This window comes from Streptomyces incanus (assembly GCF_042656345.1).
GTDB classification, from domain to species: domain Bacteria; phylum Actinomycetota; class Actinomycetes; order Streptomycetales; family Streptomycetaceae; genus Streptomyces; species Streptomyces incanus.
Genome location: NZ_JBHSPC010000119.1, coordinates 14,500 through 38,685 on the forward strand (window position 1 = coordinate 14,500; position 24,186 = coordinate 38,685).

Consider the following 24,186-nt stretch of genomic DNA (forward strand, 5'->3'; position numbering starts at 1 on the left):
AGACTCGGGGTGGTCGGGGGTGTTGAATGCGTCAGGAGTCCGTCTAGGGTGGTGTCTCAGAGGTTGGACACCTCGGACATCCACGAGGAGCACCGGGAGGACCTGCAGTGAGCACCGAGCTGCGACGTCTGCGCAACTACATCGGCGGCGGGTTCCGTGACGCCGCCGACGGACGGACCACCGAGGTGGTCAACCCCGTGACCGGCGAGGCGTACGCGACCGCGCCGCTGTCCGGACAGGCCGATGTGGACGCCGCGATGGCGGCTGCCGCCGAGGCCTTCCCCGGCTGGCGCGACACCACGCCGGCCGAGCGGCAGAAGGCCCTGCTGAAGGTCGCGGACGCCATCGAGGAGCGTGCCGAGGAACTCATCGCGGCCGAGGTGGAGAACACGGGCAAGCCCATCGGGCTGACCCGCACCGAGGAGATCCCGCCGATGGTCGACCAGATCCGCTTCTTCGCGGGCGCGGCGCGGATGCTGGAGGGCCGCTCGGCCGGTGAGTACATGGAGGGCCTGACCTCCATCGTGCGCCGTGAGCCGGTCGGCGTCTGCGCCCAGGTCGCCCCCTGGAACTACCCGATGATGATGGCCGTGTGGAAGTTCGCCCCGGCGATCGCGGCGGGCAACACGGTCGTCCTCAAGCCCTCGGACACCACCCCGGCCTCCACGGTCCTGCTCGCCGAGATCCTCGGCTCGGTCCTGCCGACGGGCGTCTTCAACGTCGTCTGCGGCGACCGCGACACCGGCCGCATGATGGTCGAGCACGAGACCCCGGCGATGGCGTCCATCACCGGTTCGGTGCGGGCCGGCATGCAGGTCGCCGAGTCCGCGTCCAAGGATCTCAAGCGCGTCCACCTGGAGTTGGGCGGCAAGGCGCCGGTCGTCGTCTTCGAGGACACCGACATCGCCAAGGCCGTGGAGGACATCTCCGTCGCGGGCTTCTTCAACGCCGGCCAGGACTGTACGGCCGCCACGCGTGTCCTCGTCCACGAGTCGATCCACGACGAGTTCGTCACCGCGCTCGCCAAGGCCGCCGCCGACACGAAGACGGGTGCGCCCGACGACGAGGACGTCCTCTTCGGCCCGCTCAACAACGCCCACCAGCTGGCCCAGGTCCAGGGCTTCGTCGACCGGCTGCCCGCGCACGCGCGTGTGGAGGCCGGCGGCAAGCGCGTCGGCGACAAGGGCTTCTTCTACGCGCCGACCGTGGTCTCGGGCCTGGAGCAGGACGACGAGATCATCCAGAAGGAGGTCTTCGGCCCGGTCATCACCGTCCAGACCTTCACCGACGAGGACCAGGCCGTCGCGTACGCCAACGGCGTCGAGTACGCGCTGGCCTCCTCGGTGTGGACCAAGGACCACTCCCGCGCGATGCGCATGTCCAAGAAGCTCGACTTCGGCTGCGTGTGGATCAACACCCACATCCCGCTGGTCGCGGAGATGCCGCACGGCGGCTTCAAGAAGTCCGGCTACGGAAAGGACCTCTCCGCGTACGGCTTCGACGACTACACGCGCATCAAGCACGTGATGACGTCGCTCGACGCGTAGGCGCTCCGCTGGGGGGAGCCGGGCGAACAGCCTCCCGGGCGCCGTTCGGGCCCCGCCGTTCGGAGGGCGCGGGCCGTGCGGGGCCGGTCGCGCGGTTCCCCGCTCCCCTTCGAGGGCGCGACCCATTTTTGAACGCGTTCAACTGTGGGCGTACGCTGCCGCCATGAGCGACAGAGCCGCCCTGCTCAAGGGCATTCGCGTCTGGCTGGTCCTCTTCGTCTTCTGCCTGGTGCTCAGCGGCGCCACGGCCTTCCCTCTGGTGCACGAACTGCGCTGGACCGAGGAGGTGCTCCGCTCCCTGGGGACACCGGAGCACCTTCCCGCCCTCATGGAGTGGATCGAGCGGGTCCGGGACGGACTCGACGCCGCCGACGCCGAGTACCCGTTCCTCCTCTACGGCACCGACTGGCTGGCCTTCGCCCACCTCGTGATCGCCGTCGCCTTCTACGGCCCCTACCGCGACCCGGTCCGCAACATCTGGGTCATCGAGTTCGGCATGATCGCCTGCGCCGGCGTCATTCCACTCGCCCTCGTCTGCGGCCCGGTCCGTGGCATCCCCTTCTGGTGGAGCGTCATCGACATGGCGTTCGGGGCGTTCGGCGTGCTCCCGCTGTACGCCGTACGGAAGAAGATCAAGCGGTTGGAGGCACTCACCCCGTACGCCGTGCCGGCCCCCGCGTCCTTGGCATGATCCGTCGGACGAGCCCTACCGGGGGGAGCGCAGGGCGCGCAGGACGTCGATGCGGTTGGTGGTGATCGAGTCGGCGCCCAGCGCCAGCAGGCGGCGTAGGGAGCGGCGGGTGTCCGGGGTCCACACGGAGAGCAGATAACCGTCCGCGTGGACCCGGTCGGCGAGGGCCCGGTCGACCAGGCTGAAGCGGTAGTTCAGCCAGCGCGGCCGGATCGCCTCCAGGACACCGGCGCGCGGCGGGGCCAGTGACGTATGGGTGAGGGCGATCTCGGCGGCCGGGTCCGCCGCGCGCACGGCGAGCATGGCGGCGGCGCCCGCGCAGTAGTAGACCCGGTCCCGGGCGCCGTGCTCCCGTACGGCGTCCACGATCCGGCGCACCACACGAGGGGCGGGATCGCCCGGCAGGTCCAGCATGACCCGGCTGCCCTCGGTCGCCGACAGCGCGTCCGGGAGCGTGGGCACACCGCCGCCGGTCAGGCCGCGCACCTCCTCCCAGGACAGCGATCGCAGCGGGCGGTCGTGCCCCCAGAGCCGCTTCAGCGTCTCGTCGTGCAGCAGGACCGGTACGCCGTCCCGGGTGAGGCGTACGTCGAACTCGACCGCGTCCGCGCCCTTGTGGAGCGCGGAACGCAGCGAGGCGAGCGTGTTCTCGCGGACGTGGTACGGGTCGCCGCGGTGGGCCACGACGGTCACGTTGTGCATGGCGGTCCTTCGCGGGATCGGTCCACGGAACGACTGGTCCACCGCAGCGGAGGACGGATTCACCGCAGCGGCCGGGAGGCGAGCCAGGACGTGGTGTAGGCGTCGATCTCGGCCGCCAGCCGTGCCTTGGCCGGCTTGTCCAGGAACGACGCCTCCACCGCGTTCTTCGCCAGCGCCCCCAGGCCCCGCTCGTCGAGGTCCAGCAGCCGCGCGGCGACCGCGTACTCGGTGTTGAGGTCGGTGCCGAACATCGGCGGGTCGTCGGAGTTGACGGTGACCAGCACACCGGCGCGGACGAACTCCTTGATCGGGTGCTCGTCGAGGCAGGTGACCGCGCGGGTGGCGATGTTGGAGGTGGGGCACACCTCCAGCGCGATGCGCCGCTCGGCGAGATGCGCGAGCAGCTCGGGGTCCTGGGCGGCGCTGGTGCCGTGCCCGATCCGCTCCGCGCGCAGGTCGACCAGGGCGTCCCACACCGTTTCGGGTCCGGTGGTCTCACCGGCGTGCGGCACCGAGTGCAGGCCCGCGGCGATGGCCCGGTCGAAGTACGGCTTGAACTGCGGCCGGGGCACCCCGATCTCGGGTCCGCCCAGGCCGAAGGAGACCAGGCCCTCCGGGCGCAGCCGGTCGTCGGTGGCGAGCCGGGTGGTCTCCTCGGCGGACTCCAGGCCGGCCTCGCCGGGTATGTCGAAGCACCAGCGGAGCACGGTCCCGAACTCGGACTCGGCCGCCTTGCGGGCGTCCTCGATCGCCTCCATGAACGCCCGCTCGTCGATCCCGCGGCGGGTCGACGAGAACGGGGTGATCGTCAGCTCGGCGTACCGCACCTGCTGCCGGGCCAGCTCACGCGCCACCTCGTAGGTGAGCAGCCGGACGTCCTCGGGCGTGCGGATCAGGTCGACGACGGACAGGTACACGTCGATGAAGTGGGCGAAGTCCGTGAAGGTGAAGTAGTCGGCGAGCGCCTCGGGGTCGGTGGGGACCCTGGAGTCGGGGTGGCGGGCGGCCAGCTCCGAGACGATGCGGGGGGAGGCGGAACCGATGTGGTGCACGTGCAGTTCGGCCTTGGGCAGTCCGGCGATGAAGTCGTGCGGGCCGCTGCCCGCCTCGGCGGACGCGGCGAGGCGTTCGGTCATGGTCCCTCCCCGGGAGCGGCGTTCCCGGCCGGGGTGCGGCGGGACGCGGGTGATCGGCTGATCGGTGGATCGGGGATCATCGTAGGCCGGGCACGCACGGGGCGGGGACGGGCCGTACCATGACGGGACGTTCGACGGAGGGGGTCCGGCGTATGTCCGACGACGCGCAGGCGCCAAAAGCGCGGGGGAACTCGGCGGGCGGCACTCCGCCCCGGGACCCGCATGCTCATGACGACGTCTGGGCGGCGCCGGCCGACAGCAGGGCCGCGCAGGCCCAGCCGCCCCAGAGCCCGCCGCGGGACGTGGCGCCGCCCGAGCCGACCCAGGTGGACCTCGGCAGCCAGGGTGCGACCGGGCTGTCGGGCTCCGCCGGAGTCACCGACCCGTTCGCTCTCCCGGAATTCGACCCGCCGGCCCCTGCCCCGGGTACGCCCGGCGCGGCCGGCACACCCCCGACCTCCGGCACCCCGTCAGCTCCCTCGGCGCCATCCGCGCACGACCAGCGGACGGTCACGTCCTTCCCCGCGACGGGCGCCCCGGCCATCCACCCGGCCTCGCCGTCCGCCCAGGGCTGGGCCGACCCCTCCGCCCCGTCCGCCCCCGCAACGCCCGCCGGCCACGGCGCCGCGGCCCCCAATCCCTTCGCGCCCCCGGCCGCCGAGCCGGTCCCGCCGCCGCCCGTCGCCCCCGGCGGCCCCGGCCAGGCGCCGTACGGCTACCCGGGCGGCCCCCAGGGCGGTTACGCCCACCCGGCCGTGCAGCCGTCCGGCTATGCCGGCGCCCCCGGGTACAGCGGTACGCCCGACCAGGGCTACTACGGCTGGACCGGCATGCCTCCGCAGCCCGCCAACGGCATGGGCGTCACCGGACTCGTGCTCGGGATCATCTCGGCCGTCATCTTCTGCCTCTGGCCGCTGGCCATCGGGCTCGGCGTCCTCGCCGTGATCTTCAGTGCCCTGGGCCGGGGCAAGGCGGCCCGCGGCGAAGCCACGAACCCCGGCCACGCCCTGGCCGGCCTCATCTGCGGGGGAGCTGGCATCGTCCTGGGCACTGGCTTGGGCATCCTCGTCCTCACCACGTCCTACTGGTAGGGCCTGTCGTTCCGGTAGGGCCCCTCGTGTGGATCGGGCCGGGCTCGCGGGGTCCGGTGCCGTGCCTCGCCGCGTTGCCGTCGGTCTTCGGGGCTTCTCCCCCGAGCTCTCGGCTTCTCCCCCTCTCGGCTCCTCCCCCACTCTCGACTTCGCTCGAGCGGGGGGACCCCCATGAGCGGGGGACCCCCCGCTCGAGCGGGGGGACCACGACCGGCTCCCTCCTCCGCCCTGCGAGGCTCCTGCCTGCCCGAAGGGCGTGGGCGGTGCCCCCGGCACCGGGCCCCGCTCTCTGGTCCGGGCCCGATCCACACGAAAGACCGAGCCCGGCCCTCACCCGCACCGACGGCCTGGCCCGGCCGGCACGCGCGACCTTTGTCGGGGCCCGCGAGACGGACCTCGCCCTGTCCGCCCGGCCTGGACCGACCCCGGTTACCGTCCGCCCCGGATGCTCGTGGCGTTGGCCCGCATCCGGGCGGCTTTCACCCGGTCACGTGGCCGGGTGCGGTCCCGGTGCGCCGGTCCGGCCGCCGGTTGACCCTCGCCGTGCCGGTCCGGACCCCGAGCGACCCCAGGCGGCCGTCCGGTCCCGGACCGTCGGGGTGCCGGTCCGCTGCTGGGCGGGTTTCACCAGGCCATGAGGTGCGGTGGGGTCCCGACGCGCCGGTTCGCGCCCGGACCCGCCCCACGGCGTCCGTCCTGCCCCGGCCGGTTGTCGTCCGCCCGGTGGCCGGGGCCCTCACCGTGGCGGGCCGGACCCGGGCCGCTCATGCCTCCGCGCCGGCCCCGGCCTCCTGGAGGCGGGTGCGGGCCCGCATCAGGGCGAAGCCCAGGAGGTTCGGGCCGCGCCACTGGGCGGGGTCCGTCGCCCTCTCGTTCCCCGCCGAGAGCCCGATGCCCCAGACGCGGTCCCTGGGGCTCGCCTCGACCAGGACGCGGTCGCCCGTGTTCAGCAGGAAGGCGCGCAGGTCCGCGTGGGCCGCGAACTTGTGCGTGCTGCCCTCGACGACGACACGGAACCGCTCGCGCCGCCAGGTCGCCTCGTCGAAGTCCCGGACGAGCCGGCCCTCCTTCTTCGCGTCGGCGGGGTGCTCTGCGGCCAGGATCCTCCGTTCCGCCTCCGGGTCTGCGAATATCCGGGCCTTGGCCGCCATCATCCAGTGTTCGGCGGTCGCGTAGGTCACGCCGTCCACCGTGAACGGCGCCGGCCACCACTGGCTCAGGCAGCTCGCCCCGATCCGGCCGTCGGGCAGTGGCTGGTGCCCCCAGAAGTGCAGGTACTTGATCCGCTCCCCGGCGCTCAGTGCCTCGATCAGGGCCTCCCGGGAATCGATCGCCCCGGTTCGCACCGCAGCTCCAGCCCTCTCCATGACCTTCTCCGCCTCCGTGTTCATCCCCATGCGCGCGAGTTTCGCAGGCAGCACCGACAATCGGCCTGTCCTTTCCGTGCTCGCGCGAGGCTCTGCCGACAGATTTCGTTGCGTAACCAAATGGAAACAACGGAATCACTTGTTGGTGTCGCATGTCTCTGTCAGGATCGGCACTCAAATCGAGCCGGCGCCACGCCGCCCCCTCGGAAAACGGAGGAGAGCGACATGCAACACCCGGGCCATGCCACCCCGGAACGATTTCCGGCCCAGGAACGATTCGCCGACGGGGCGCAGTTCGTCGCGGGACGGCTGACGAAGGGCACCTCGGGCCGTACGCACACGGTCGTCGACCCGGCCACCGGCGAGGACGCGTACACCTACGAACTCGCCGGCACCGACGACGTGGACGCGGCCGTCGCCGCCGCGCGGGAGGCGTTCGGGGCATGGGCCGGTGCCACCCCGGGCGAGCGGTCCGACGCGATGCACCGGTTCGCCACCGTGGTCGCCGAGCGTGCCGAGGACTTCGCCCGCGCCGAGTCCCTGCAGTGCGGCAAGCCCCTGAAGCTGAGCCGGGAGTTCGACGTCCCCGGGACCATCGACAACATCGCCTTCTTCGCCGGTGCGGCCCGGCACCTGACGGGCCAGTCGGCCGGTGAGTACTCCGGCGACCACACCTCCTACGTGCGCCGCGAACCCATCGGCGTCGTCGGTTCCATCGCACCCTGGAACTACCCCCTCCAGATGGCCGCGTGGAAGATCCTCCCGGCGATCGCCGCGGGCAACACGATCGTCCTCAAGCCCGCCGAGATCACCCCGCTGACCTCCCTCCTCTTCGCTCGGGCCGCCACCGACGCCGGCATCCCGGACGGCGTGATCAACATCGTCACCGGCACCGGCCGGGAGGCGGGTGAGCACCTCGTCGGCCATCCCGACGTGGCCATGACCTCCTTCACCGGCTCCACCGCCGTGGGCAAGCGGGTCGCCGCCGTCGCCACCGCCACCGTCAAGCGCATCCACCTCGAACTCGGCGGCAAGGCGCCCTTCGTCGTCTTCGACGACGCCGACCTCGACGCCGCCGTCAACGGAGCGGTCGCGGGCGCGCTCATCAACACCGGCCAGGACTGCACGGCCGCCACCCGCGCGTATGTGCAACGGCCCCTCTACGAGGCGTTCGTGGAGCGCACCGCCGCGCTCATGGAGACCGTGCGGCTCGGTGACCCCTTCGCCGCCGGGACCGACCTCGGCCCGCTGGTCTCGCACGCGCAGCGCGAGAGGGTGGCCGGCTTCGTCGACCGGGCCCGCGCCTACGCGCGCGTGGTGACCGGCGGTCGGGCTCCGGGCGGGGAACTCGCCGCCGGCGCGTACTACCGGCCCACCCTGATCGCGGGTGCCCCGCAGGACAGCGAGGTCGTGCAGGCCGAGATCTTCGGACCGGTGCTGGTCGTTCTGCCCTTCGACACCGACGACGAGGGCATCGCGCTCGCCAACGACACGCCGTACGGACTCGCCGCCTCCGCCTGGAGCCGGGACGTGTACCGGGCCGGCCGCGCCACGCGCGAGATCAAGGCCGGGTGCGTGTGGATCAACGACCACATCCCGATCATCAGCGAGATGCCGCACGGCGGCTACAAGGCGTCCGGCTCCGGCAAGGACATGTCCGCGTACTCGTTCGAGGAATACACCCAGCTCAAGCACGTCATGTTCGACACCACCGCGGTGGTCCGCAAGGACTGGCACCGCACGATCTTCGGGGACCGATAGCAGCCGGGCCGTCCGACCCACGGCCCCACTCCCGAAAGGCACCACACGTATGGAGCAGTACGAGCCCGACCGCCTTTCCCCGGCCCAGGTGGCCGCCATGCGGCGCAGCTTCCGGCGCGGCAGGGCGGCCCTGTCGCGCCGGTCCCTGCTGCGCGCCTCCGCGGGCGGCGCGCTCGCGTTCGGCGGAGCCGGGGCGCTGAGCGCCTGCGGCATACCCCCGGCGGGCAACACCCAGGGCGGCGTATCGGCCGAGGACCACTCGGAGAAGGAGAAGAGCATCGCCTTCTCCAACTGGACCGAGTACATGGACGTCGACGACAGCGGGCGCGAACACCCCACGCTGGACGCGTTCACCGAGCGGACCGGCGTCAAGGTCACGTACACCGAGGACATCAACGACAACACCGAGTTCTTCGGCAAGGTCAAGCCGCAGCTCGCCGCCGGCCAGGAAACCGGCCGCGACCTCATCGTCCTCACCGACTGGCTGGCCGCCCGCCTGATCCGGCTCGGCTGGGTGCAGAAGCTGGACCCGTCCCACCTGCCGCACGCCTACGCCAACCTGTCGCCGCAGTTCCGCAGCCCCGACTGGGACCCGGGCCGTGCCTACTCCTACCCCTGGCAGGGCATAGCGGCGGTCATCGCCTACAACAAGAAGGCGCTCGACGGCATCGAGGTGAAGACCCTCTCCGACCTGCTGGACAACCCGAAGCTCAAGGGGCGCGTCGGCCTCCTCACCGAGATGCGCGACACCATGGGCCTGACCCTGCTCGACATGGACAAGGACCCGGAGAAGTTCACCGCCGACGACTACGACGCGGGGATAGCCCGCCTCCAGAGGGCCGTCGACAAGGGCCAGGTCCGCCGCTTCACCGGCAACGACTACACCTCCGACCTCAGCAAGGGCGACTTCGCCGCGTGCGCCGCCTGGGCCGGTGACATCGTCCAGCTGAAGGCGGACAACCCGGACATCGACTTCCTGATCCCGGACAGCGGCTACATGATGTCCAGCGACAACCTGATGATCCCGAACAAGGCCCGGCACAAGGCCAACGCCGAGCGGCTCATCGACTACTACTTCGAGCCGCGGTCGGCCGCCGAGCTCGCCGCCTACATCAACTTCGTCTGCCCGGTCGACGGAGTGAAGGACGAGCTCGCGAAGATCGACGAGGATGCGGCGAACAACCCGCTGATCCTCCCCGACCGGGCCATGCAGGCCGCGTCCCGTGCCTTCCGCTCCCTGAGCACCGAGGAAGAGACGGCATTCGAAGCGAAGTTCGCGAAGCTCACGGGGGTGTGACGAGATGAAGACGACGCACGACACGGCCGGCCACGGCGGGGACGTCCGCCTCACCGGCCTCGGCAAGACCTACGGCGCGTTCACCGCCGTCCACCCCCTCGACCTGACCGTGCCCGAGGGCTCCTTCTTCGCCCTGCTCGGCGCGTCCGGCTGCGGCAAGACCACCACCCTCAGGATGATCGCCGGCCTGGAGGAACCCACCGCCGGCACCGTCCACCTCGGCGACCAGGACGTCACCGCGCTCCCGGCGTACAAGCGGCCGGTGAACACCGTCTTCCAGTCCTACGCCCTCTTCCCGCACCTCGACATCTTCGAGAACGTCGCCTTCGGTCTGCGCCGGCGCGGCATCAAGAGCGTGCAGAAGCAGGTCGGGGAGATGCTGGAACTCGTCCAGCTCGGCGAGCAGGCCCACAAGAAGCCGCACCAGCTCTCCGGCGGCCAGCAGCAGCGGGTCGCTGTGGCCCGCGCCCTGATCAACCACCCGAAGGTGCTGCTGCTCGACGAGCCGCTCGGCGCCCTCGACCTGAAACTGCGCCGCCAGATGCAGCTGGAGCTCAAACGCATCCAGACCGAGGTCGGCATCACCTTCGTGCACGTCACGCACGACCAGGAAGAGGCCATGACGATGGCCGACACGGTCGCCGTGATGAACGGGGGCCGCGTCGAGCAGCTCGGCCCGCCCAGCGAGCTGTACGAGAACCCGCGCACCACGTTCGTCGCCAACTTCCTCGGCACGTCCAACTTCATCGAGGCCGACGTCGACACCAGGTCGGGCGACGACCTCGTGCTGCAGGCGGGCGGCGGCAAGCTCGTCCTGCCCTCGGCGCGCAACAACGGCCCCACGGCGACCGGCGGCAAGGTGCTGCTCGGGGTGCGTCCGGAGAAGATCTCCCTCGTCCACGCCGACGACGCCGGACGCATACCCGAGGGCCGCAACCGGATCACCGGCCGGATCTCCGACTCCAGCTACCTCGGAGTCTCCACGCAGTTCGTCGTCGACAGCCCGGTCTGCACCGCGTTCGAGGTCTACGTCCAGAACGTCGACCGCGACGACCGGCTGGCGCCCGGCGCCGAGGTCGTCCTGCACTGGAACCCGGCGCACACCTTCGGTCTCGACGCCGCTCAGTCCCTGCTTGCCGGGACAGTGGGCTCCGCCGGGGTGGAGACCGTCGAGGAGGAGGCCGTCTGATGGCCACCGCCACCCAGTCGCCGCCGGCCCTGGCGCCGGCCCCGCAGGCGAAGCCGCCGCGGAAGCGGGGCCGCTGGACGCCGTACCTGCTCCTGCTGCCCGGCCTGCTGTGGCTGTTCGTCTTCTTCGCGCTGCCGGTGCTCTACCAGGCCTCCACCTCCGTCCAGACGGGCTCCCTGGAGGACGGCTACGAGGTCACCTGGCACTTCGCCACCTACTGGGACGCGCTGTCCGCGTACTGGCCGCAGTTCGTCCGCTCGGTGCTCTACGCGGCCTCCGCGACCGTGCTGTGCCTCGTGCTCGGCTACCCGCTGGCGTATCTGATCGCCTTCCGCGCGGGACGCTGGCGGAACCTGATCATGATTCTGGTGATCGCGCCGTTCTTCGCCAGCTTCCTGATCCGCACCCTCGCCTGGAAGACGATCCTGGCCGACAGCGGTCCCGTGGTCGAGATCCTCAACACGCTGCACCTACTGGACGTCACCTCCTGGCTCGGCTGGACCGCCGGCGACCGGGTGCTGGCCACACCGCTCGCCGTCGTCTGCGGTCTGACGTACAACTTCCTGCCGTTCATGATCCTTCCGCTCTACACCTCCCTGGAGCGCATCGATCCCCGGCTGCACGAGGCGGCGAACGACCTGTACGCCAGGCCGGCGACCACCTTCCGCAGGGTCACCCTCCCGCTGTCGATGCCGGGCGTCGTCTCCGGCACGCTGCTGACCTTCATCCCGGCCACCGGCGACTACATCAACGCGGACCTGCTCGGCTCCACCGACACCCGCATGATCGGCAACGTGATCCAGACGCAGTTCCTGCGCGTCCTGGACTATCCGACGGCCGCGGCGCTCTCGTTCATCCTGATGGCCGCGATCCTGTTCGCGGTCACGTTCTACATCCGCAAGTCCGGCACGGAGGATCTGGTGTGATGGCCTTCGTCAACTGGCTCAAGCGCCGTCTCGTCGTCATCGCGGGACTGCTGACGCTCGCGTATCTGCTGCTGCCGGTCGTGGTGGTGGCCGTGTTCTCGTTCAACAAGCCCAAGGGCCGCTTCAACTACGAGTGGCAGGAGTTCTCCACGGACGCCTGGAAGGACCCGTGCGGGGTCTCCGGCCTGTGCGGCTCACTGTCGCTCAGCCTCCGGATCGCGCTGTGGGCGACCCTCGGCGCAACCGTGCTCGGCACCATGATCGCCTTCGCGCTGGTCCGCTACCGCTTCCGCGCCCGCGGCGTCGTGAACTCGCTGGTCTTCCTGCCGATGGCGATGCCCGAGGTGGTCATGGCGGCATCGCTGCTGACCCTGTTCCTCAACATGGGCGTCCAGCTCGGCTTCTGGACGATTCTCATCGCCCACGTCATGTTCTGCCTCAGCTTCGTCGTGGTCGCCGTCAAGGCGCGCGTGATGTCGATGGATCCGCGTCTGGAGCAGGCCGCCCAGGACCTGTACGCCGGTCCGGTCCAGACGTTCCTCCGGGTCACCCTGCCGATCGCCGCCCCCGGCATCGCGGCGGGCGCGCTCCTCGCCTTCGCCCTGTCCTTCGACGACTTCATCATCACCAACTTCACCTCGGGTTCCACCGTCACCTTCCCGATGTTCGTCTGGGGCTCCGCGCAGCGTGGAACTCCCGTACAGATCAACGTCGTCGGCACGGCCATGTTCGTCGTCGCCGTCCTGTTGGTGCTGGTCTCGATGGCCGTCGGCAACCGCCGCAAGCGGCAGAAGGCGTGAAGACCATGAACCGTTGGACGAAATCCCTCGCCGATGCCCGGCCGGCCGCGTACTGGCTGGACGACCCCGGCCGGCCGGAACCCCGGCCCGCCCTCACCGGCACCGAGACCTGCGACCTGCTGGTGGTGGGCGGCGGATACAGCGGACTGTGGACGGCACTGATCGCCAAGGAACGCGACCCGGGCCGGGACGTCGTCCTGGTGGAGGGACGCGAGGTGGGCTGGGCCGCCTCGGGCCGCAACGGCGGATTCTGCGCCGCCTCTCTCACCCACGGCCTGGCCAACGGCCTGACCCGCTGGCCGGACGAGATCCACCGGCTGGAGCGGTTGGGCGCCCGCAACCTCGACGCCATAGAGGAGGCGGTCGCCCGCCACGCCATCGACTGCGCATTCGAACGCACCGGCGAACTCGACGTCGCCACCGAGCCCTACCAGGCACGCGAACTGCGCGACTGGTACCAGGAGATCGACCGCCGGGGCCTCGCCGACGGCGTCGACCTCCTCGACACCGAAGCGGTCCGCGCCCAGGTCGACTCGCCCACCTTCCTGGCCGGCCTCTGGGACCGCCGGGGCGTGGCCATGCTCCACCCGGCGAAACTCGCCTGGGGGCTCAAACGGGCCTGCCTCGACCTCGGCGTCCGCGTGTACGAGCACACTCCCGCCCTCACCCTGCGCCCGTACGGCGCCGGGATGTCCGTCCGCACCCCCTACGGGCAGATCCGCGCCCGCACGGCCGCCCTCGGCACCAACGTCTTCCCCAGCCTGGTCAAACGGGCCCGCGCCTACACCGTCCCGGTCTACGACTACGCCCTGATGACCGAACCGCTCACCGACGGACAGCTGGCGTCCGTCGGCTGGAAGAACCGGCAGGGGCTCAGCGACAGCGCCAACCGGTTCCACTACTTCCGGCTGACCGCCGACCACCGCATCCTGTGGGGCGGCTACGACGCGGTCTACCCGTACGGCGGGCGGGTGCGGGCCGAGTACGACGACCGGCCACAGACGTACGCGAAGCTCGCCGACCACTTCTTCACCTGCTTCCCGCAACTGGAGGGTGTCCGCTTCACCCACGCCTGGGGCGGCGCGATCGACACCTGCTCCCGCTTCTCGGCGTTCTACGGCACCGCCCACCGGGGCCGGGTCGCCTACGCGGCCGGCTTCACGGGGCTCGGCGTCGGCGCCACCCGCTTCGGCGCCGAGGTGATGCTGGACCTGCTGGCGGGGGAGCGCACCGAGCGCACGGAGCTGGAGATGGTGCGCAAAAAGCCGCTGCCGTTCCCGCCCGAACCCTTCGCCTGGACCGGCATCGCGTTCACCAAGTGGTCGCTGGCGCGGGCCGACACCCATGACGGACACCGGAACCTGTGGCTGCGCACGCTGGACCGGCTGGGACTGGGCTTCGACAGCTGAGAACGGTTCTCGGCGGCGTGGCCGGTTTTCGACAGCGGCGGCCGGATGTCGACGGGTGTGATCCGGTTCACTCCCCTCGGGTGCCAAAACCCGCGTAATGCCCGGCGGAAAGCTTCCTCTCCTCCTCGTGACGCGACTTTCCCGCGTCCACGACAGAGAGGCAGGCGTTTGTGATGACAGGGAAGAAGTCGGCGGTCGAGTGGCTCTCCTCCGTCGCACCCGATCCCGAGGCGTGCCGCTGGGAGTGGGAGCGGAACCCGCACGGGGTGGCGCTACTGCCGGCCGGCAAGACGTGGGACGTGCTGATCCTGCCAGGTGAGCTCGGCTACCCCACGCTCGACGTGCTCACCCGCGTCCTTGACCAGCCCGGTCCGGTGCTGGTCGACGTCGGTGACGCGCGGATGGGCTTCCTCGTGCCGCCGGGCACCGCGGCCCGCTGGGTCGGCACCGGCATCCGCACGGCGGGGGACGGCACCTGGATCGTGGTGCCGTATCCGGGTCGCTCGTCGGCCGGCGGGACGCGCTGGCTGTTCCCGCCGGACGGCTCGGGCACGCTCACCGATCCGGCCCTGCTCGAACTGGCCATGCACGAGGCGGCGGCGGGGCTCCCGAGGCGGGAGGAGGGCTGGTAACTGCTCGCCGGGGAGTGCACACGGGGCCGCGTCGGCTCAATCGTGTGATGGTTCGTTCGCGCGCTCATGGCGCCCCGGGCCGGCCGGGTCGACGTGGGCGTGCGCTCCGGGACGCCGGGTGCGGGGCCGGTGTGCGGGGCCGCTGCTCCACCGGTGTGATGGTTCGAGGCCTCCCCGTCGCCTTGGCCGTACCCGTGGGGCCGGGTCGCGCCGGGAACCGGCCTCCCGGGACCGGACCACGCACGGGAGGCGGGTCGCCGCCCCGGGGCCGGGTACGCCGACAACCCGGGGGCACCTCCCACGCCCTTGAGGCGGTGGGGGAGCGCCCAGGACCGTTCGGGGGGCTGAATGGGCTCACTTCTGCGCAGTCTTCAGGAACGGTTCAGTGCCGGTAGAACGCATCAGTAGCAGAAGCTCTGACGACCTGACTGCCGGGTCCGGGGCAACTCGAAGGCGCTCCCTCCCCACCTTCCTCCCTCCGTTCCCCCTCATGCCCGGAAGCGGTTGTGGATCGCCGCTGGCCGTTTTGGGCATTCGGTTTTCTCGCCGTACTCGTCACCGCGGCTCTCGCCGCGTCCGGTATCCCGTCGGCCGCCCGTGCGGCCGACGCGGGCCTCATCAGGAACGGCGGCTTCGAATCCGGCCTCGAGAACCGGACCTCTACGGCAACTGGACCTGTGCAGCCGGCGAAACCGTGAACCTGCCCGTCCGCAGTGGTGGTTCGGCGCTCAGGGCGGCCCGGCAGGTGCCGACAAGGCCCGGTGCGTGCAGACCGTGACCGTGCGGCCGGACTCCCCCGTACGCGCTCTCCGCCCATGTCCGCGGCGCCTGTGTCCATCCCGGCGCGAGCGGGACCGGCGCCACCGACGTCTCGACCTGGCCCCAGTCCGCCCTCCGACCGGCAGCAGCTCGCCGCCACCCGGACCGCGGCTCGTACGCACCCCACGGCACCTGGCCCGACCTGCGTGGCCCGATGACCTGGTCGATCAACGGGGACCAGGTTCGGGGGCCGGGAGTTCCAGCGGACCTTCGACGGCTACTTCGGCTGATCGGCCGGCTGCCGGTCAGTGGCCGGCGGACGGCTGTTTCGGCCGACCAGCAGCCACAGGCAGATCAGCAGGAGCGCCCCCAGGCACCAACTGGCCGCCACGTCCAGTGGCCAGTGGTAGCCCCGGCGCACCAGCCCGTAGGAGGCGCCGGCGACCAGGGCGGCGCAGAGCAGCGGGAGTGCGCGGCGGACCGCCGGCGAGCGCAGCAGCGGGACGAGGAGCAGGACCGCCGCACCGTACGCCACGACGGCGGTGGCGGTGTGGCCGGAGGGGTAGTAACCGACCGCCGGGGGCACGGCCGGGGTGCCGGGGCGGTCGGCCCACTCCTTCAGGGGCACCACGAGCACCGGCACCAAGGCCATCGCCACGGCTCCGGCTGCGGGCGGCAGCCACCAGCGGTCCTGGCCCGCGGCACGCCCCCGCCACGCGACGTACGCCAGCGCGATCGCCAGGACGGGCACGGCCACCTCGATGTTGCCGAGGCCGGCGAGCAGCTCGGAGGACCGGTCCGGGTGGATGAGCGCACTGCTCAGCCGCTCGTCCATGTCCACCAGGGGGCCGTCGGCGACGACCTGCCAGGTGATCAGGGCGAAGAGGAGGAGGGGCGGTCCGAGCAGCAGCATGGTGCACAGCTTCGCAGGCGCGCGGCCGACCGCTGCGGCCAGGCGCGGGGCGTGGCATGCCGAAGGGCCAGTGCAAGGGGGGGTGAGCACTGGCCCTTCGGGGAACGGCCTGCCGCGCGTGACGCGTGGGCAGCCATCCGGATCGGAACGCCGCGCGCCCCGGGGGGTTTGGGGCGGGCGGCTGTCCGATCGTGAGAAGACCCGGAATCCGGGAACTCCCGCGGTGTGCGCGAGGGCACGACCAGGTCGAAGCTGGGGAGGCCTCGGCCCGTACCGCTCACAGTTCCCTGTGAGCGGGTGTATCTCTTGTCCCGGTAGAACCTACGGCAGGGGGTGGGCCCGCGACAGGGTCAACCGGCTCCTGTCATCCACCCCGCACACGTTCTTCACACGCTCTGCCGCTCGCGCCCCGGCCGTGGATGCCGGGGCGGCTCACCCGCTCCGTCGGCGGCTCAGATGTGCGCGCATGCCTGTTCAGAGGCGTGCGAACGCCTGCTCGAGGATGTCCAGGCCCTCGCTCAGCAGGTCCTCGCCGATGACCAGCGGCGGCAGGAAGCGCAGCACATTGCCGTAGGTGCCACAGGTCAGGACCAGCAGGCCCTCCTGCTGGCAGGCCTTGGCCAGCGCGGCCGTCGCCTCCGGGTTCGGCTCCTTGGTCGCGCGGTCCTTGACGAGCTCGATGGCGATCATGGCGCCGCGGCCGCGGACGTCGCCGATGAGGTCGAACTTGTCGGCCATCGCGGTCAGCCGGGTCTTCATGACCGCCTCGATCGCCTTCGCCCTGGCGTTGAGGTCCAGCTCCTTCATCGTCTCGATGGCGCCGAGCGCGCCCGCGCAGGCCACCGGGTTGCCGCCGTAGGTGCCGCCGAGGCCGCCGGAGTGGGCCGCGTCCATGATCTCGGCGCGTCCCGTCACGGCGGAGAGCGGGAGTCCGCCGGCGATGCCCTTCGCGGTCGTGATCAGGTCCGGGACGATGCCCTCGTCCTCGCAGGCGAACCACTGGCCGGTGCGGCAGAAGCCGGACTGGATCTCGTCGGCGACGAACACGATGCCGTTGTCCGCGGCGAACTCGCTGATCGCGGGCAGGAAGCCCTTGGCCGGCTCGATGAAGCCGCCCTCGCCGAGGACCGGCTCGATGATGATCGCGGCCACGTTCTGAGCGCCGACCTGCTTGGAGATCTGGTCGATGGCCTGGGCGGCGGCCTCCGGGCCCGCCTGCTCGGCGCCGGTCGGCCAGCGGTAGCCGTAGGCCACCGGCACGCGGTACACCTCGGGCGCGAACGGCCCGAAGCCCTGCTTGTAGGGCATGTTCTTCGCGGTCAGCGCCATGGTGAGGTTGGTGCGGCCGTGGTAGCCGTGGTCGAACACCACGACCGCCTGCCGCTTGGTGTAGGCCCGCGCGATCTTGACGGCGTTCTCGACGGCCTCGGCGCCGCTGTTGAACAGGGCCGACTTCTTGGCGTGGTCGCCCGGCGTCAGCTCGGCGAGCGCCTCGGCCACGGCCACGTACCCCTCGTACGGCGTGACCATGAAACAGGTGTGGGTGAAGTCGGCGAGCTGGGCGGTGGCACGGCGGACGACGGCCTCGGCGGAGGCGCCGACCGAGGTCACCGCGATGCCCGAGCCGAAGTCGATCAGCCGGTTGCCGTCGACGTCCTCGATGATCCCGCCGCCCGCGCGCGAGGCGAACACGGGCAGTACGGAGCCCACGCCCTGTGCGACCGCGGCGGTACGGCGAGCCTGCAGCTCCTGCGACTTCGGGCCCGGGATGGCGGTGACGAGGCGGCGCTCCTGCGGAAGTGCGGTCATGAGGGGCTCCTGGGGGGTAACGGACACTTGCCTTCTTTTCTCGCAGGCTAGGGCGGGGAGGGGAGACTGGGCATGCTCCATGTGGGCGTTGTCCGGGGGGCCGGGTTGTCCGGTGTGGACATAGCGGGGGACCGGGGCAGGGGAAATGGCGGCGGATGGGACGACGGCCCGGGCGTGGCGGGCAGGCGGCGCACGGTGGCGGCCGGAAACCGCGAGGGATTCGGCGCGGACCCGGCACCGCGCGGAGTGCCGCAGTGGCCGGACCCGGCCGTGAACGGTGAACTCGCCCTGCCGGGGCGTTAGATTGGCTCGCTGATGGTGAACGGCGCGGCTGCTCAGGGGGCAAGGGCGATGGACGGCGACGGGACGCAGGACGCACGGGGTACGCATGCGAACCCGGTGCCGCGCCCTGCCGGGCCACCGGAGGTGCCCTCGGCGCCCCCGAAGCCGGCCAGGGCACCGGGCGTGCCGCCCCTGCCGGACGGGTCGGCGTTCCTGACCTGGCTGCGCACCCCCCGCCCGGAGGCACTGCCCGGCGTGTGGCGGTTCGGACACCGGCCGCGCCCGGAGAAGGAACCGGAGCGGATTCCGGGACGGCAGCTGTTCAGCGGGGCCCTGATCGCGTTCCTCGTGGGCTGGCTGGTCTGGTCGCTGCTGTGGAACGGCTACCTCGGCAGCTGGTGGCTGCTGCCGCTGTACGCGATGATCCCCGACTCCTGGGCCGAGCCGCACAGCTTCGGCGCCGTCGTGGTGGTCTACGCCTACTACGTACTGATCGCGGGCCTCATCATGGTCGGCGTGGGTCGGCTCGGCCGCTGGGGCGAGATCTGGCGGCGCTACGGGCTGCCTGCCTGGCGTCGCACCCCCCGGGCCGCCGAGCGCCCGCCGGCCCCCGAGGACGACCCCGCCACCTGGCCCGCGCTGCGTGCCGCCGGCGCCACCGACGCGGCGGACCGGCTCGCCGCCGACGCGCACGCCGGGCTGATGCGGGACGTCGACCACGCCCGGATCACCCGTGCCTGGCAGGGGGTACGCAGTGGCCGGCACACCCTCGCCGCCTTCACCAGCGCGGTACTCGGCCACGGCGCCGCCGCCTGCCCGCACCCTTCCGGCGCCCGCGACCTGCCCGCCCGGCAGGCCCGGCACGACCTGGTCACCGGGCAGGTGCGGCTCGGCACCACCGCAGACGACGCCCGTAACCCGTACGCCTACCGGGGCACCGGCCTCGCCCTCGGCCCCGAACTGCTGGGCACCTCCCTGGTCGCGGTCGGACCGGCCGGCTCCGGCAAGACCGGCGCCGTCGTCCGACCGCTCGCCGAGTCGCTGTGCCTGCACGCGCTCGCCGGACGCGCCGCCGTGGTCGTCGTCGGCGCCGCCGGCGTGGGAGCGGGCCCGGCCGACGCGTACGACGTCGTGGTAGGGATCGGCAACCCCGACTCCGTGTACGACCTCGACCTGTACGGCGGGACCACCGACCCCGACGAGGCCGCCGCCGTCCTCGCCGAGGCGCTGGTCGGTGACCTGGCCGATCCACACCCCGGCAACGACAGCCGGCGCGCCACCACCGTCCTCGCCCAGCTGCTCGGCCCCTTCCGCGCGGTGCACGGCCGCTTCCCCTCCGTCCCCGAGCTGCGCGGGCTGCTCGACGGCTCGCCCGGCCCGCTCGCCGAGCTGCGCCGGGACCTGACGGAGACGGGACAGGAGTCGCTGCTGCGCGAACTCGACTCCCGGGAACGGCAGATGGCGCACCCCGGCGATGTCGGCGGGGCCCTCGCCGACCGGGTGGCGCTGTTCGACCGGCCGGCCTTCGCCGGATTCTTCGACACCTCCGGGCAGTCCCGGCCGTTCACCCTCAAGGCGCTGGACCACCCCGTACGGGTCCGGGTCGACCTGCCCGCTCGGGGCCACGCCGACGCGTCGCGGGTGCTGGCGCGGCTCGTCCTCGCCCAGTTCACCGCGAGCGTGACGGAGCGCGAGGACCGGTCCCTGTTCGCCTGCCTGCTGCTGGACGACGCGACCGGCGTCATCACCCCCGAGGCCGTACGCGGCGTCCAGCGGCTGCGGTCGGCCAACGCCGGGGCCGTGCTCACCCTGCGCACCCTGGACGACGTGGCCAGGCCACTGCGCGGACCCCTGCTCGGGACCGTCGGATGCAGGATGGCGCTGGCCGGGCTCACCCCGTGGGACGGGCAGGACTTCGCCGAGGTCTGGGGCAAGGAGTGGATCGAGGCACGGGACGTCACCGACCGGCAGATCATCGCGGAGAGCCCGGCGGGCAAGGCCTGGCACGCGGTGCGGCGGGCCATCACCGGCAAGGCGCCGACCGCGCGGGCGGTCACCGTACGGCAGGTCGAGCGGGAGCGGTGGTCCGCGTCCGAACTCGCGCACGCGATGCCGGCCGGGCACGCGGTGCTGTCCCTGACCGACGTCCGGGGCGAGCACGCGCCGCCGCTGCTGGTCGACCTGCGGGGCTGAGGGACGCGCCGGGCGGGGCGGCGCAGGTCCGGGCGGGGCGGTTCGCAGCAGGTGGCGAGCGCCGAGAGCGAAGCGTACGGGGCGACGCGGTGTGCATACGGTGAGGCAGAATTGATAAGGGTCGTTCATACGTGACGGCCAAAACGTCATACCGCTCACCGACTCGGACACCCGACCGACCGTTCCCGCCGCCGACCTGAAGGCGCCATGCCTCTGACGCTCGCTTCGCTCGCACACCATTCCGCGCTCAAGCTGACCGTGCGCGCGGGCGAGGACGGCCTCGACGTGCCGGTCCGCTGGGCGCATGCCAGTGAGCTGGCCGACCCCGTGCCGTACATGGAGGGCGGCGAGTTGCTGCTCATCACCGCGCTCAAGCTGGACGCGGAGGACGCGGCGGCGATGCGCCGCTATGTGAAGCGGCTGGTGGAGGCGGGGGTGGTCGGCCTCGGCTTCGCCGTCGGTGTCCACTACGAGGACATCCCCGAGGCACTGGTCGATGCCGCGCGCCAGGAGGGGCTGCCGCTCCTGGAGGTGCCGCGCCGCACGCCTTTCCTGGCGATCAGCAAGGCCGTCTCCGCCGCCGTCGCAGCCGACCAGTACCGCGCGGTGACCGCGGGCTTCGCGGCCCAGCGGGAACTGACCCGGCAGGCGCTGACCGGCGGGCCCGAGGGCCTGCTGACCGCGCTCGCCACCCAGGTCGACGGATGGGCCGCGCTGTACGACGCCTCGGGCGCCGTCGTCGCCACGGCACCGGAGTGGGCGGGCCGGCGCGCCGCACGGCTCACGGCCGACGTGCGGCGGCTGCGGGAGCGGGCCGCGCCCGCCTCGTCGGTCGTCGCCGGGCCGGAGGACGACGACCGGGTCGAACTGCACACCCTCGGCACCGGCCGGCGCCCCCGGGCCGCGCTCGCCGTCGGCACCGCCGCGGCGCTCGGCACCGCCGAGCGGTACGCCGTCCACTCCGCCGTCGCGCTGCTCACCCTGACCACGGAACGCTCCCGCTCCCTGCACGCCGCCGAACAGCGGATCGGGGCCGCCGTCCTGCGCATGCTGCTCGCCGGTGAGCCGGACCACGCCCGCGCGGTGGCCGGACACCTGTACGGCGGTCTCCTGGACGCGCCCTTCCGGATCGTCGTGGCCGAGACGGGCACGGCGCCCGCCGCCCGCGCCCAGGGAGACCCGAACGGGAACGCCCTCGGCGCACTCGAGGAGGCCGTGGAGTCCGCCGCCGCCCGCTCCGGCGAAGCGGTCCTGGTGGTGCCGGACGGAGAGCGGCTGGTGGTGCTGGCCGTCGACGGCGGCGCGGCCGTGGCCGCGTGCTGCGACCACGCGGCCGCCCTGGAGGCCGTGCGGGGCGCCGGGGGAGCCCACGAACCCCTCATGGGCGCCGACGAGGACGAACTGGTCGTGGGGCTCTCCGCACCGGCCGGTCCCATCGCCGCCTCCGCCGCCTACAAGCAGGCCGGACAGGCGCTGTCGGTGGCCAGGAGGCGGGGGCGGGTGCTGGTGGAGCACGAGCAGATGGCCGCCGGGTCCGTGGTGCCGCTGCTCGCGGACGATGCCGTCCGCGCCTTCGCCGACGGACTGCTGCGGCCGCTGAACGAACACGACGCGACCGGGCGCGGCGACCTCGTCGCCTCGCTGCGCGCGTGGCTCTCCCGGCACGGGCAGTGGGATGCCGCGGCGGCCGACCTCGGCGTGCACCGCCACACCCTGCGCTACCGCATGCGCCGGGTCGAGGAGATCCTCGGCCGTTCCCTGGACGACCCGGACGTCCGCATGGAGCTGTGGCTGGCGCTGAAGGCGACGTCGTCCGACTGACGGGGCTTTCGGGTGACAGGCCTCCGCCCACGTGCCGCAGGCCGACGGCTTCCGGTCGACGACCGCAGGCCGGCAGGGCCCGGTCGACGACCGCCCAGGACGTGCCGCAGGCCGACGGCTTCCGGTCGACGGCTGTTGGTCGGCGACCGCCGTCAGTCGCGGGCGTGGGCAGTCGGCCGCCGGGGTGGTCGGCCGCGCAGAACGGGGCAGCGACCGATCTGCCAAAGCGGCGCGAGGCGCGGACCGACTGCTACGACTCGGACAAACGCCACGTCATCCGCAGGCCCCTACCGTGGATGTGACAGGCCAAGTACCCACTCCAACGCGGAAGGGCCGGATCTCCCATGCCCCAGAAAGATATGGCGGCCACCCACGCCTTCTGGCTCGCCGGCCGACAGGCCACCGGCGAAGCCTCCTTCGACGTCACCTCCCCGTGGGACGGCCGGGTCGTCGGCACGGTGAGCGTGCCCACCGACGCCCAGGTCGAGGAGGCCGTGGCTGCCGCGTACGCCGTACGGGACGAGTTCGCGGCCACCCCCGCCCATGTCCGCGCCGCCGCTCTCGACCACGTCAGCCGACGGCTCGTCGAGCGCACCGAGGACATCGCCCAGCTGATCTCCGCCGAGAACGGCAAGCCGATCAAGTGGGCGCGCGGCGAGGTCGGCCGGGCCGTTTCCGTGTTCCGGTTCGCCGCCGAGGAGGCCCGCCGGTTCAACGGCGGAGAGGGCCAGCGGCTCGACACCGACGCCGGCGGCCAGGGGCGGCTCGCCCTCACCCGGCGGTTCCCGAAGGGCGTCGTCCTGGGCATCGCGCCGTTCAACTTCCCGCTGAACCTGTGCGCCCACAAGATCGCCCCGGCCATCGCCGCCGGTGTCCCCATCGTCCTCAAGCCCGCCCCGGCGACCCCGCTGTCCGGGCTGCTCATCGGCGAGCTGCTCGCCGAGACCGAGCTGCCGGCCGGCTCCTGGAGCATCCTCCCGGTCCCGAACGACCGCATGCCCGCCCTGGTGCGGGACGAGCGGCTGCCGGTGATCTCCTTCACCGGTTCCGAGAAGGTCGGCTACGCGATCATGGACTCGGTGCCGCGCAAGCACTGCACCCTGGAGCTCGGCGGCAACGGCGCGGCCGTCGTCCTCGCCGACTGGGCGAGCGACGAGGACCTGGACCGGGCCGCGCAGCGCATCGCCGCCTTCTCCAACTACCAGGGCGGCCAGTCCTGCATCTCCGTGCAGCGGGTCATCGCCGACGCCTCCGTGCACGACAGGCTGCTGCCGCGCATCGTCGCCGCCGTGGAGGCCCAGGTCACCGGCGACCCGGCCGATGACGCGACCGACGTCGGTCCGCTGGTCAGCCAGGACGCCGCCGAGCGCGTCGAGGCGTGGGTGCAGGAGGCCGTCGAGGCCGGTGCCACCGTCCTCGCCGGGGGCAAGCGCGACGGCGCCTCCTACGCGCCGACCGTGCTCGTCGACGTACCGGCCGAGGCGACGATCGCCCGCGAGGAGGTCTTCGGCCCTGTCCTGACGGTGACGAAGGTGGACGGCGAGGCAGCAGCCTTCGCCGCCGTCAACGACTCCAAGTACGGTCTCCAGGCAGGGGTGTTCACCCGCGACCTGCAGGCCGCCTTCCGGGCCCACCGCGCCCTGGAGGTCGGCGGCGTCGTCATCGGCGACGTGCCCTCCTACCGCGCCGACCAGATGCCGTACGGCGGTGCCAAGCAGTCCGGTGTGGGCCGCGAGGGCGTGAGGTTCGCGATGGACGACTACACCTATGAGCGGGTGATGGTCCTGACCGGCCTCGCCCTCTGAGGCAGGCGGCCGGTTCCCGGTTCCTGGGAACCGTTTTCGGGTGGCCTCGCGGGTGA

General features: G+C 72.2%; 18 protein-coding genes and 1 pseudogene. 14 read left to right on the forward strand and 5 right to left on the reverse strand.

Annotated elements, in window-relative coordinates; all coding sequences use genetic code 11:
• Nucleotides 1-107: 107 nt before the first annotated feature.
• The gene (locus ACFP2V_RS32245) at nucleotides 108-1,547 is read left to right on the forward strand and encodes a gamma-aminobutyraldehyde dehydrogenase (protein ID WP_381218823.1); all 1,440 of its coding nucleotides are present in this window, start codon (nucleotides 108-110) and stop codon (nucleotides 1,545-1,547) included.
• Nucleotides 1,548-1,710: 163 nt separating this feature from the next.
• Nucleotides 1,711-2,238 (forward strand): hypothetical protein, encoded by a 528-nt coding sequence (locus ACFP2V_RS32250; RefSeq protein ID WP_381218824.1) that lies wholly within the window; start codon nucleotides 1,711-1,713, stop codon nucleotides 2,236-2,238.
• A 15-nt stretch (nucleotides 2,239-2,253) separates the two neighbouring features.
• Here the strand turns inward: ACFP2V_RS32250 and ACFP2V_RS32255 are convergent, their stop codons facing one another.
• A complete protein-coding gene (locus ACFP2V_RS32255; protein ID WP_381218825.1) occupies nucleotides 2,254-2,940 on the reverse strand; it encodes a glycerophosphodiester phosphodiesterase in 687 nt (228 codons plus the stop codon).
• Between the two features lie 59 nt (nucleotides 2,941-2,999).
• Nucleotides 3,000-4,076 carry an adenosine deaminase gene (locus tag ACFP2V_RS32260; protein ID WP_381218826.1) on the reverse strand — a complete coding sequence of 359 codons (1,077 nt, stop codon included), beginning with the start codon at nucleotides 4,074-4,076 and terminating at the stop codon, nucleotides 3,000-3,002.
• A gap of 152 nt (nucleotides 4,077-4,228) precedes the next feature.
• On the opposite strand from ACFP2V_RS32260, the gene ACFP2V_RS32265 reads away from it, so the two are divergent.
• Nucleotides 4,229-5,167: a DUF4190 domain-containing protein gene (locus tag ACFP2V_RS32265; protein WP_381218827.1), complete on the forward strand. Its 939-nt coding sequence runs from the start codon at nucleotides 4,229-4,231 to the stop codon at nucleotides 5,165-5,167.
• A 764-nt stretch (nucleotides 5,168-5,931) separates the two neighbouring features.
• Here the strand turns inward: ACFP2V_RS32265 and ACFP2V_RS32270 are convergent.
• Entirely contained in the window at nucleotides 5,932-6,558 is a 627-nt protein-coding gene (locus ACFP2V_RS32270; protein ID WP_381218849.1) for an NADAR family protein, read from the reverse strand.
• A gap of 201 nt (nucleotides 6,559-6,759) precedes the next feature.
• On the opposite strand from ACFP2V_RS32270, the gene ACFP2V_RS32275 reads away from it, so the two are divergent.
• The 8 genes and pseudogenes from ACFP2V_RS32275 to ACFP2V_RS38665 all read left to right on the forward strand — a co-directional run.
• Nucleotides 6,760-8,295 (forward strand): gamma-aminobutyraldehyde dehydrogenase, encoded by a 1,536-nt coding sequence (locus tag ACFP2V_RS32275; RefSeq protein ID WP_381218828.1) that lies wholly within the window; start codon nucleotides 6,760-6,762, stop codon nucleotides 8,293-8,295.
• 49 nt (nucleotides 8,296-8,344) lie between these two features.
• Nucleotides 8,345-9,592, forward strand: a complete 1,248-nt coding sequence (locus ACFP2V_RS32280; protein ID WP_381218829.1) for a polyamine ABC transporter substrate-binding protein — start codon at nucleotides 8,345-8,347, stop codon at nucleotides 9,590-9,592.
• A gap of 4 nt (nucleotides 9,593-9,596) precedes the next feature.
• Nucleotides 9,597-10,781, forward strand: a complete 1,185-nt coding sequence (locus ACFP2V_RS32285) for an ABC transporter ATP-binding protein (RefSeq protein ID WP_381218830.1) — start codon at nucleotides 9,597-9,599, stop codon at nucleotides 10,779-10,781.
• Nucleotides 10,781-11,707, forward strand: coding sequence for an ABC transporter permease (locus ACFP2V_RS32290; protein ID WP_381218831.1), 927 nt, complete (start codon nucleotides 10,781-10,783; stop codon nucleotides 11,705-11,707). Before ACFP2V_RS32285 ends, ACFP2V_RS32290 begins: the two co-directional genes overlap by 1 nt.
• Nucleotides 11,707-12,507: an ABC transporter permease gene (locus ACFP2V_RS32295; protein ID WP_381218832.1), complete on the forward strand. Its 801-nt coding sequence runs from the start codon at nucleotides 11,707-11,709 to the stop codon at nucleotides 12,505-12,507. The genes ACFP2V_RS32290 and ACFP2V_RS32295 overlap by 1 nt, the downstream gene beginning before the upstream one ends.
• Before the next feature lie 5 nt (nucleotides 12,508-12,512).
• On the forward strand, nucleotides 12,513-13,916 hold the full coding sequence (locus ACFP2V_RS32300; protein ID WP_381218833.1) for an NAD(P)/FAD-dependent oxidoreductase: 1,404 nt from the start codon (nucleotides 12,513-12,515) through the stop codon (nucleotides 13,914-13,916).
• Nucleotides 13,917-14,089: 173 nt separating this feature from the next.
• Nucleotides 14,090-14,548 (forward strand): hypothetical protein, encoded by a 459-nt coding sequence (locus ACFP2V_RS32305; protein ID WP_381218834.1) that lies wholly within the window; start codon nucleotides 14,090-14,092, stop codon nucleotides 14,546-14,548.
• Nucleotides 14,549-15,054: 506 nt separating this feature from the next.
• A pseudogene (locus tag ACFP2V_RS38665) lies at nucleotides 15,055-15,440 on the forward strand (carbohydrate binding domain-containing protein); the annotation flags it as partial.
• 144 nt (nucleotides 15,441-15,584) lie between these two features.
• Here ACFP2V_RS38665 and ACFP2V_RS32310 read toward each other — a convergent pair.
• Both ACFP2V_RS32310 and gabT read right to left on the reverse strand, forming a co-directional pair.
• Nucleotides 15,585-16,220 carry a phosphatase PAP2 family protein gene (locus ACFP2V_RS32310; RefSeq protein ID WP_381218835.1) on the reverse strand — a complete coding sequence of 212 codons (636 nt, stop codon included), beginning with the start codon at nucleotides 16,218-16,220 and terminating at the stop codon, nucleotides 15,585-15,587.
• 474 nt (nucleotides 16,221-16,694) lie between these two features.
• Complete coding sequence (gene gabT / locus ACFP2V_RS32315) at nucleotides 16,695-18,029, reverse strand: 4-aminobutyrate--2-oxoglutarate transaminase (RefSeq protein ID WP_381218836.1); 1,335 nt, start codon at nucleotides 18,027-18,029, stop codon at nucleotides 16,695-16,697.
• A gap of 351 nt (nucleotides 18,030-18,380) precedes the next feature.
• On the opposite strand from gabT, the gene ACFP2V_RS32320 reads away from it, so the two are divergent.
• From ACFP2V_RS32320 to ACFP2V_RS32330, 3 genes are all read left to right on the forward strand, one after another.
• Complete coding sequence (locus tag ACFP2V_RS32320; protein ID WP_381218837.1) at nucleotides 18,381-20,504, forward strand: ATP-binding protein; 2,124 nt, start codon at nucleotides 18,381-18,383, stop codon at nucleotides 20,502-20,504.
• Between the two features lie 207 nt (nucleotides 20,505-20,711).
• Nucleotides 20,712-22,325 carry a PucR family transcriptional regulator gene (locus ACFP2V_RS32325; RefSeq protein WP_381218838.1) on the forward strand — a complete coding sequence of 538 codons (1,614 nt, stop codon included), beginning with the start codon at nucleotides 20,712-20,714 and terminating at the stop codon, nucleotides 22,323-22,325.
• A 359-nt stretch (nucleotides 22,326-22,684) separates the two neighbouring features.
• Nucleotides 22,685-24,130 carry an aldehyde dehydrogenase family protein gene (locus tag ACFP2V_RS32330; RefSeq protein ID WP_381218850.1) on the forward strand — a complete coding sequence of 482 codons (1,446 nt, stop codon included), beginning with the start codon at nucleotides 22,685-22,687 and terminating at the stop codon, nucleotides 24,128-24,130.
• Nucleotides 24,131-24,186 lie beyond the last annotated feature (56 nt).

Coding starts and splice junctions, on each gene's coding strand:
- ACFP2V_RS32250 (WP_381218824.1), top strand. CDS start 1,711: ATGAGCGACAGAGCCGCCCTGCTCAAGGGCATTCGCGTCTGGCTGGTC.
- ACFP2V_RS32255 (WP_381218825.1), bottom strand. CDS start 2,940: ATGCACAACGTGACCGTCGTGGCCCACCGCGGCGACCCGTACCACGTC.
- gabT (WP_381218836.1), bottom strand. CDS start 18,029: ATGACCGCACTTCCGCAGGAGCGCCGCCTCGTCACCGCCATCCCGGGC.
- ACFP2V_RS32285 (WP_381218830.1), top strand. CDS start 9,597: ATGAAGACGACGCACGACACGGCCGGCCACGGCGGGGACGTCCGCCTC.
- ACFP2V_RS32265 (WP_381218827.1), top strand. CDS start 4,229: ATGTCCGACGACGCGCAGGCGCCAAAAGCGCGGGGGAACTCGGCGGGC.
- ACFP2V_RS32295 (WP_381218832.1), top strand. CDS start 11,707: ATGGCCTTCGTCAACTGGCTCAAGCGCCGTCTCGTCGTCATCGCGGGA.
- ACFP2V_RS32320 (WP_381218837.1), top strand. CDS start 18,381: ATGGACGGCGACGGGACGCAGGACGCACGGGGTACGCATGCGAACCCG.
- ACFP2V_RS32290 (WP_381218831.1), top strand. CDS start 10,781: ATGGCCACCGCCACCCAGTCGCCGCCGGCCCTGGCGCCGGCCCCGCAG.
- ACFP2V_RS32330 (WP_381218850.1), top strand. CDS start 22,685: ATGGCGGCCACCCACGCCTTCTGGCTCGCCGGCCGACAGGCCACCGGC.
- ACFP2V_RS32260 (WP_381218826.1), bottom strand. CDS start 4,076: ATGACCGAACGCCTCGCCGCGTCCGCCGAGGCGGGCAGCGGCCCGCAC.
- ACFP2V_RS32325 (WP_381218838.1), top strand. CDS start 20,712: ATGCCTCTGACGCTCGCTTCGCTCGCACACCATTCCGCGCTCAAGCTG.
- ACFP2V_RS32300 (WP_381218833.1), top strand. CDS start 12,513: ATGAACCGTTGGACGAAATCCCTCGCCGATGCCCGGCCGGCCGCGTAC.
- ACFP2V_RS32305 (WP_381218834.1), top strand. CDS start 14,090: ATGACAGGGAAGAAGTCGGCGGTCGAGTGGCTCTCCTCCGTCGCACCC.
- ACFP2V_RS32280 (WP_381218829.1), top strand. CDS start 8,345: ATGGAGCAGTACGAGCCCGACCGCCTTTCCCCGGCCCAGGTGGCCGCC.
- ACFP2V_RS32275 (WP_381218828.1), top strand. CDS start 6,760: ATGCAACACCCGGGCCATGCCACCCCGGAACGATTTCCGGCCCAGGAA.
- ACFP2V_RS32310 (WP_381218835.1), bottom strand. CDS start 16,220: ATGCTGCTGCTCGGACCGCCCCTCCTCCTCTTCGCCCTGATCACCTGG.
- ACFP2V_RS32270 (WP_381218849.1), bottom strand. CDS start 6,558: ATGAACACGGAGGCGGAGAAGGTCATGGAGAGGGCTGGAGCTGCGGTG.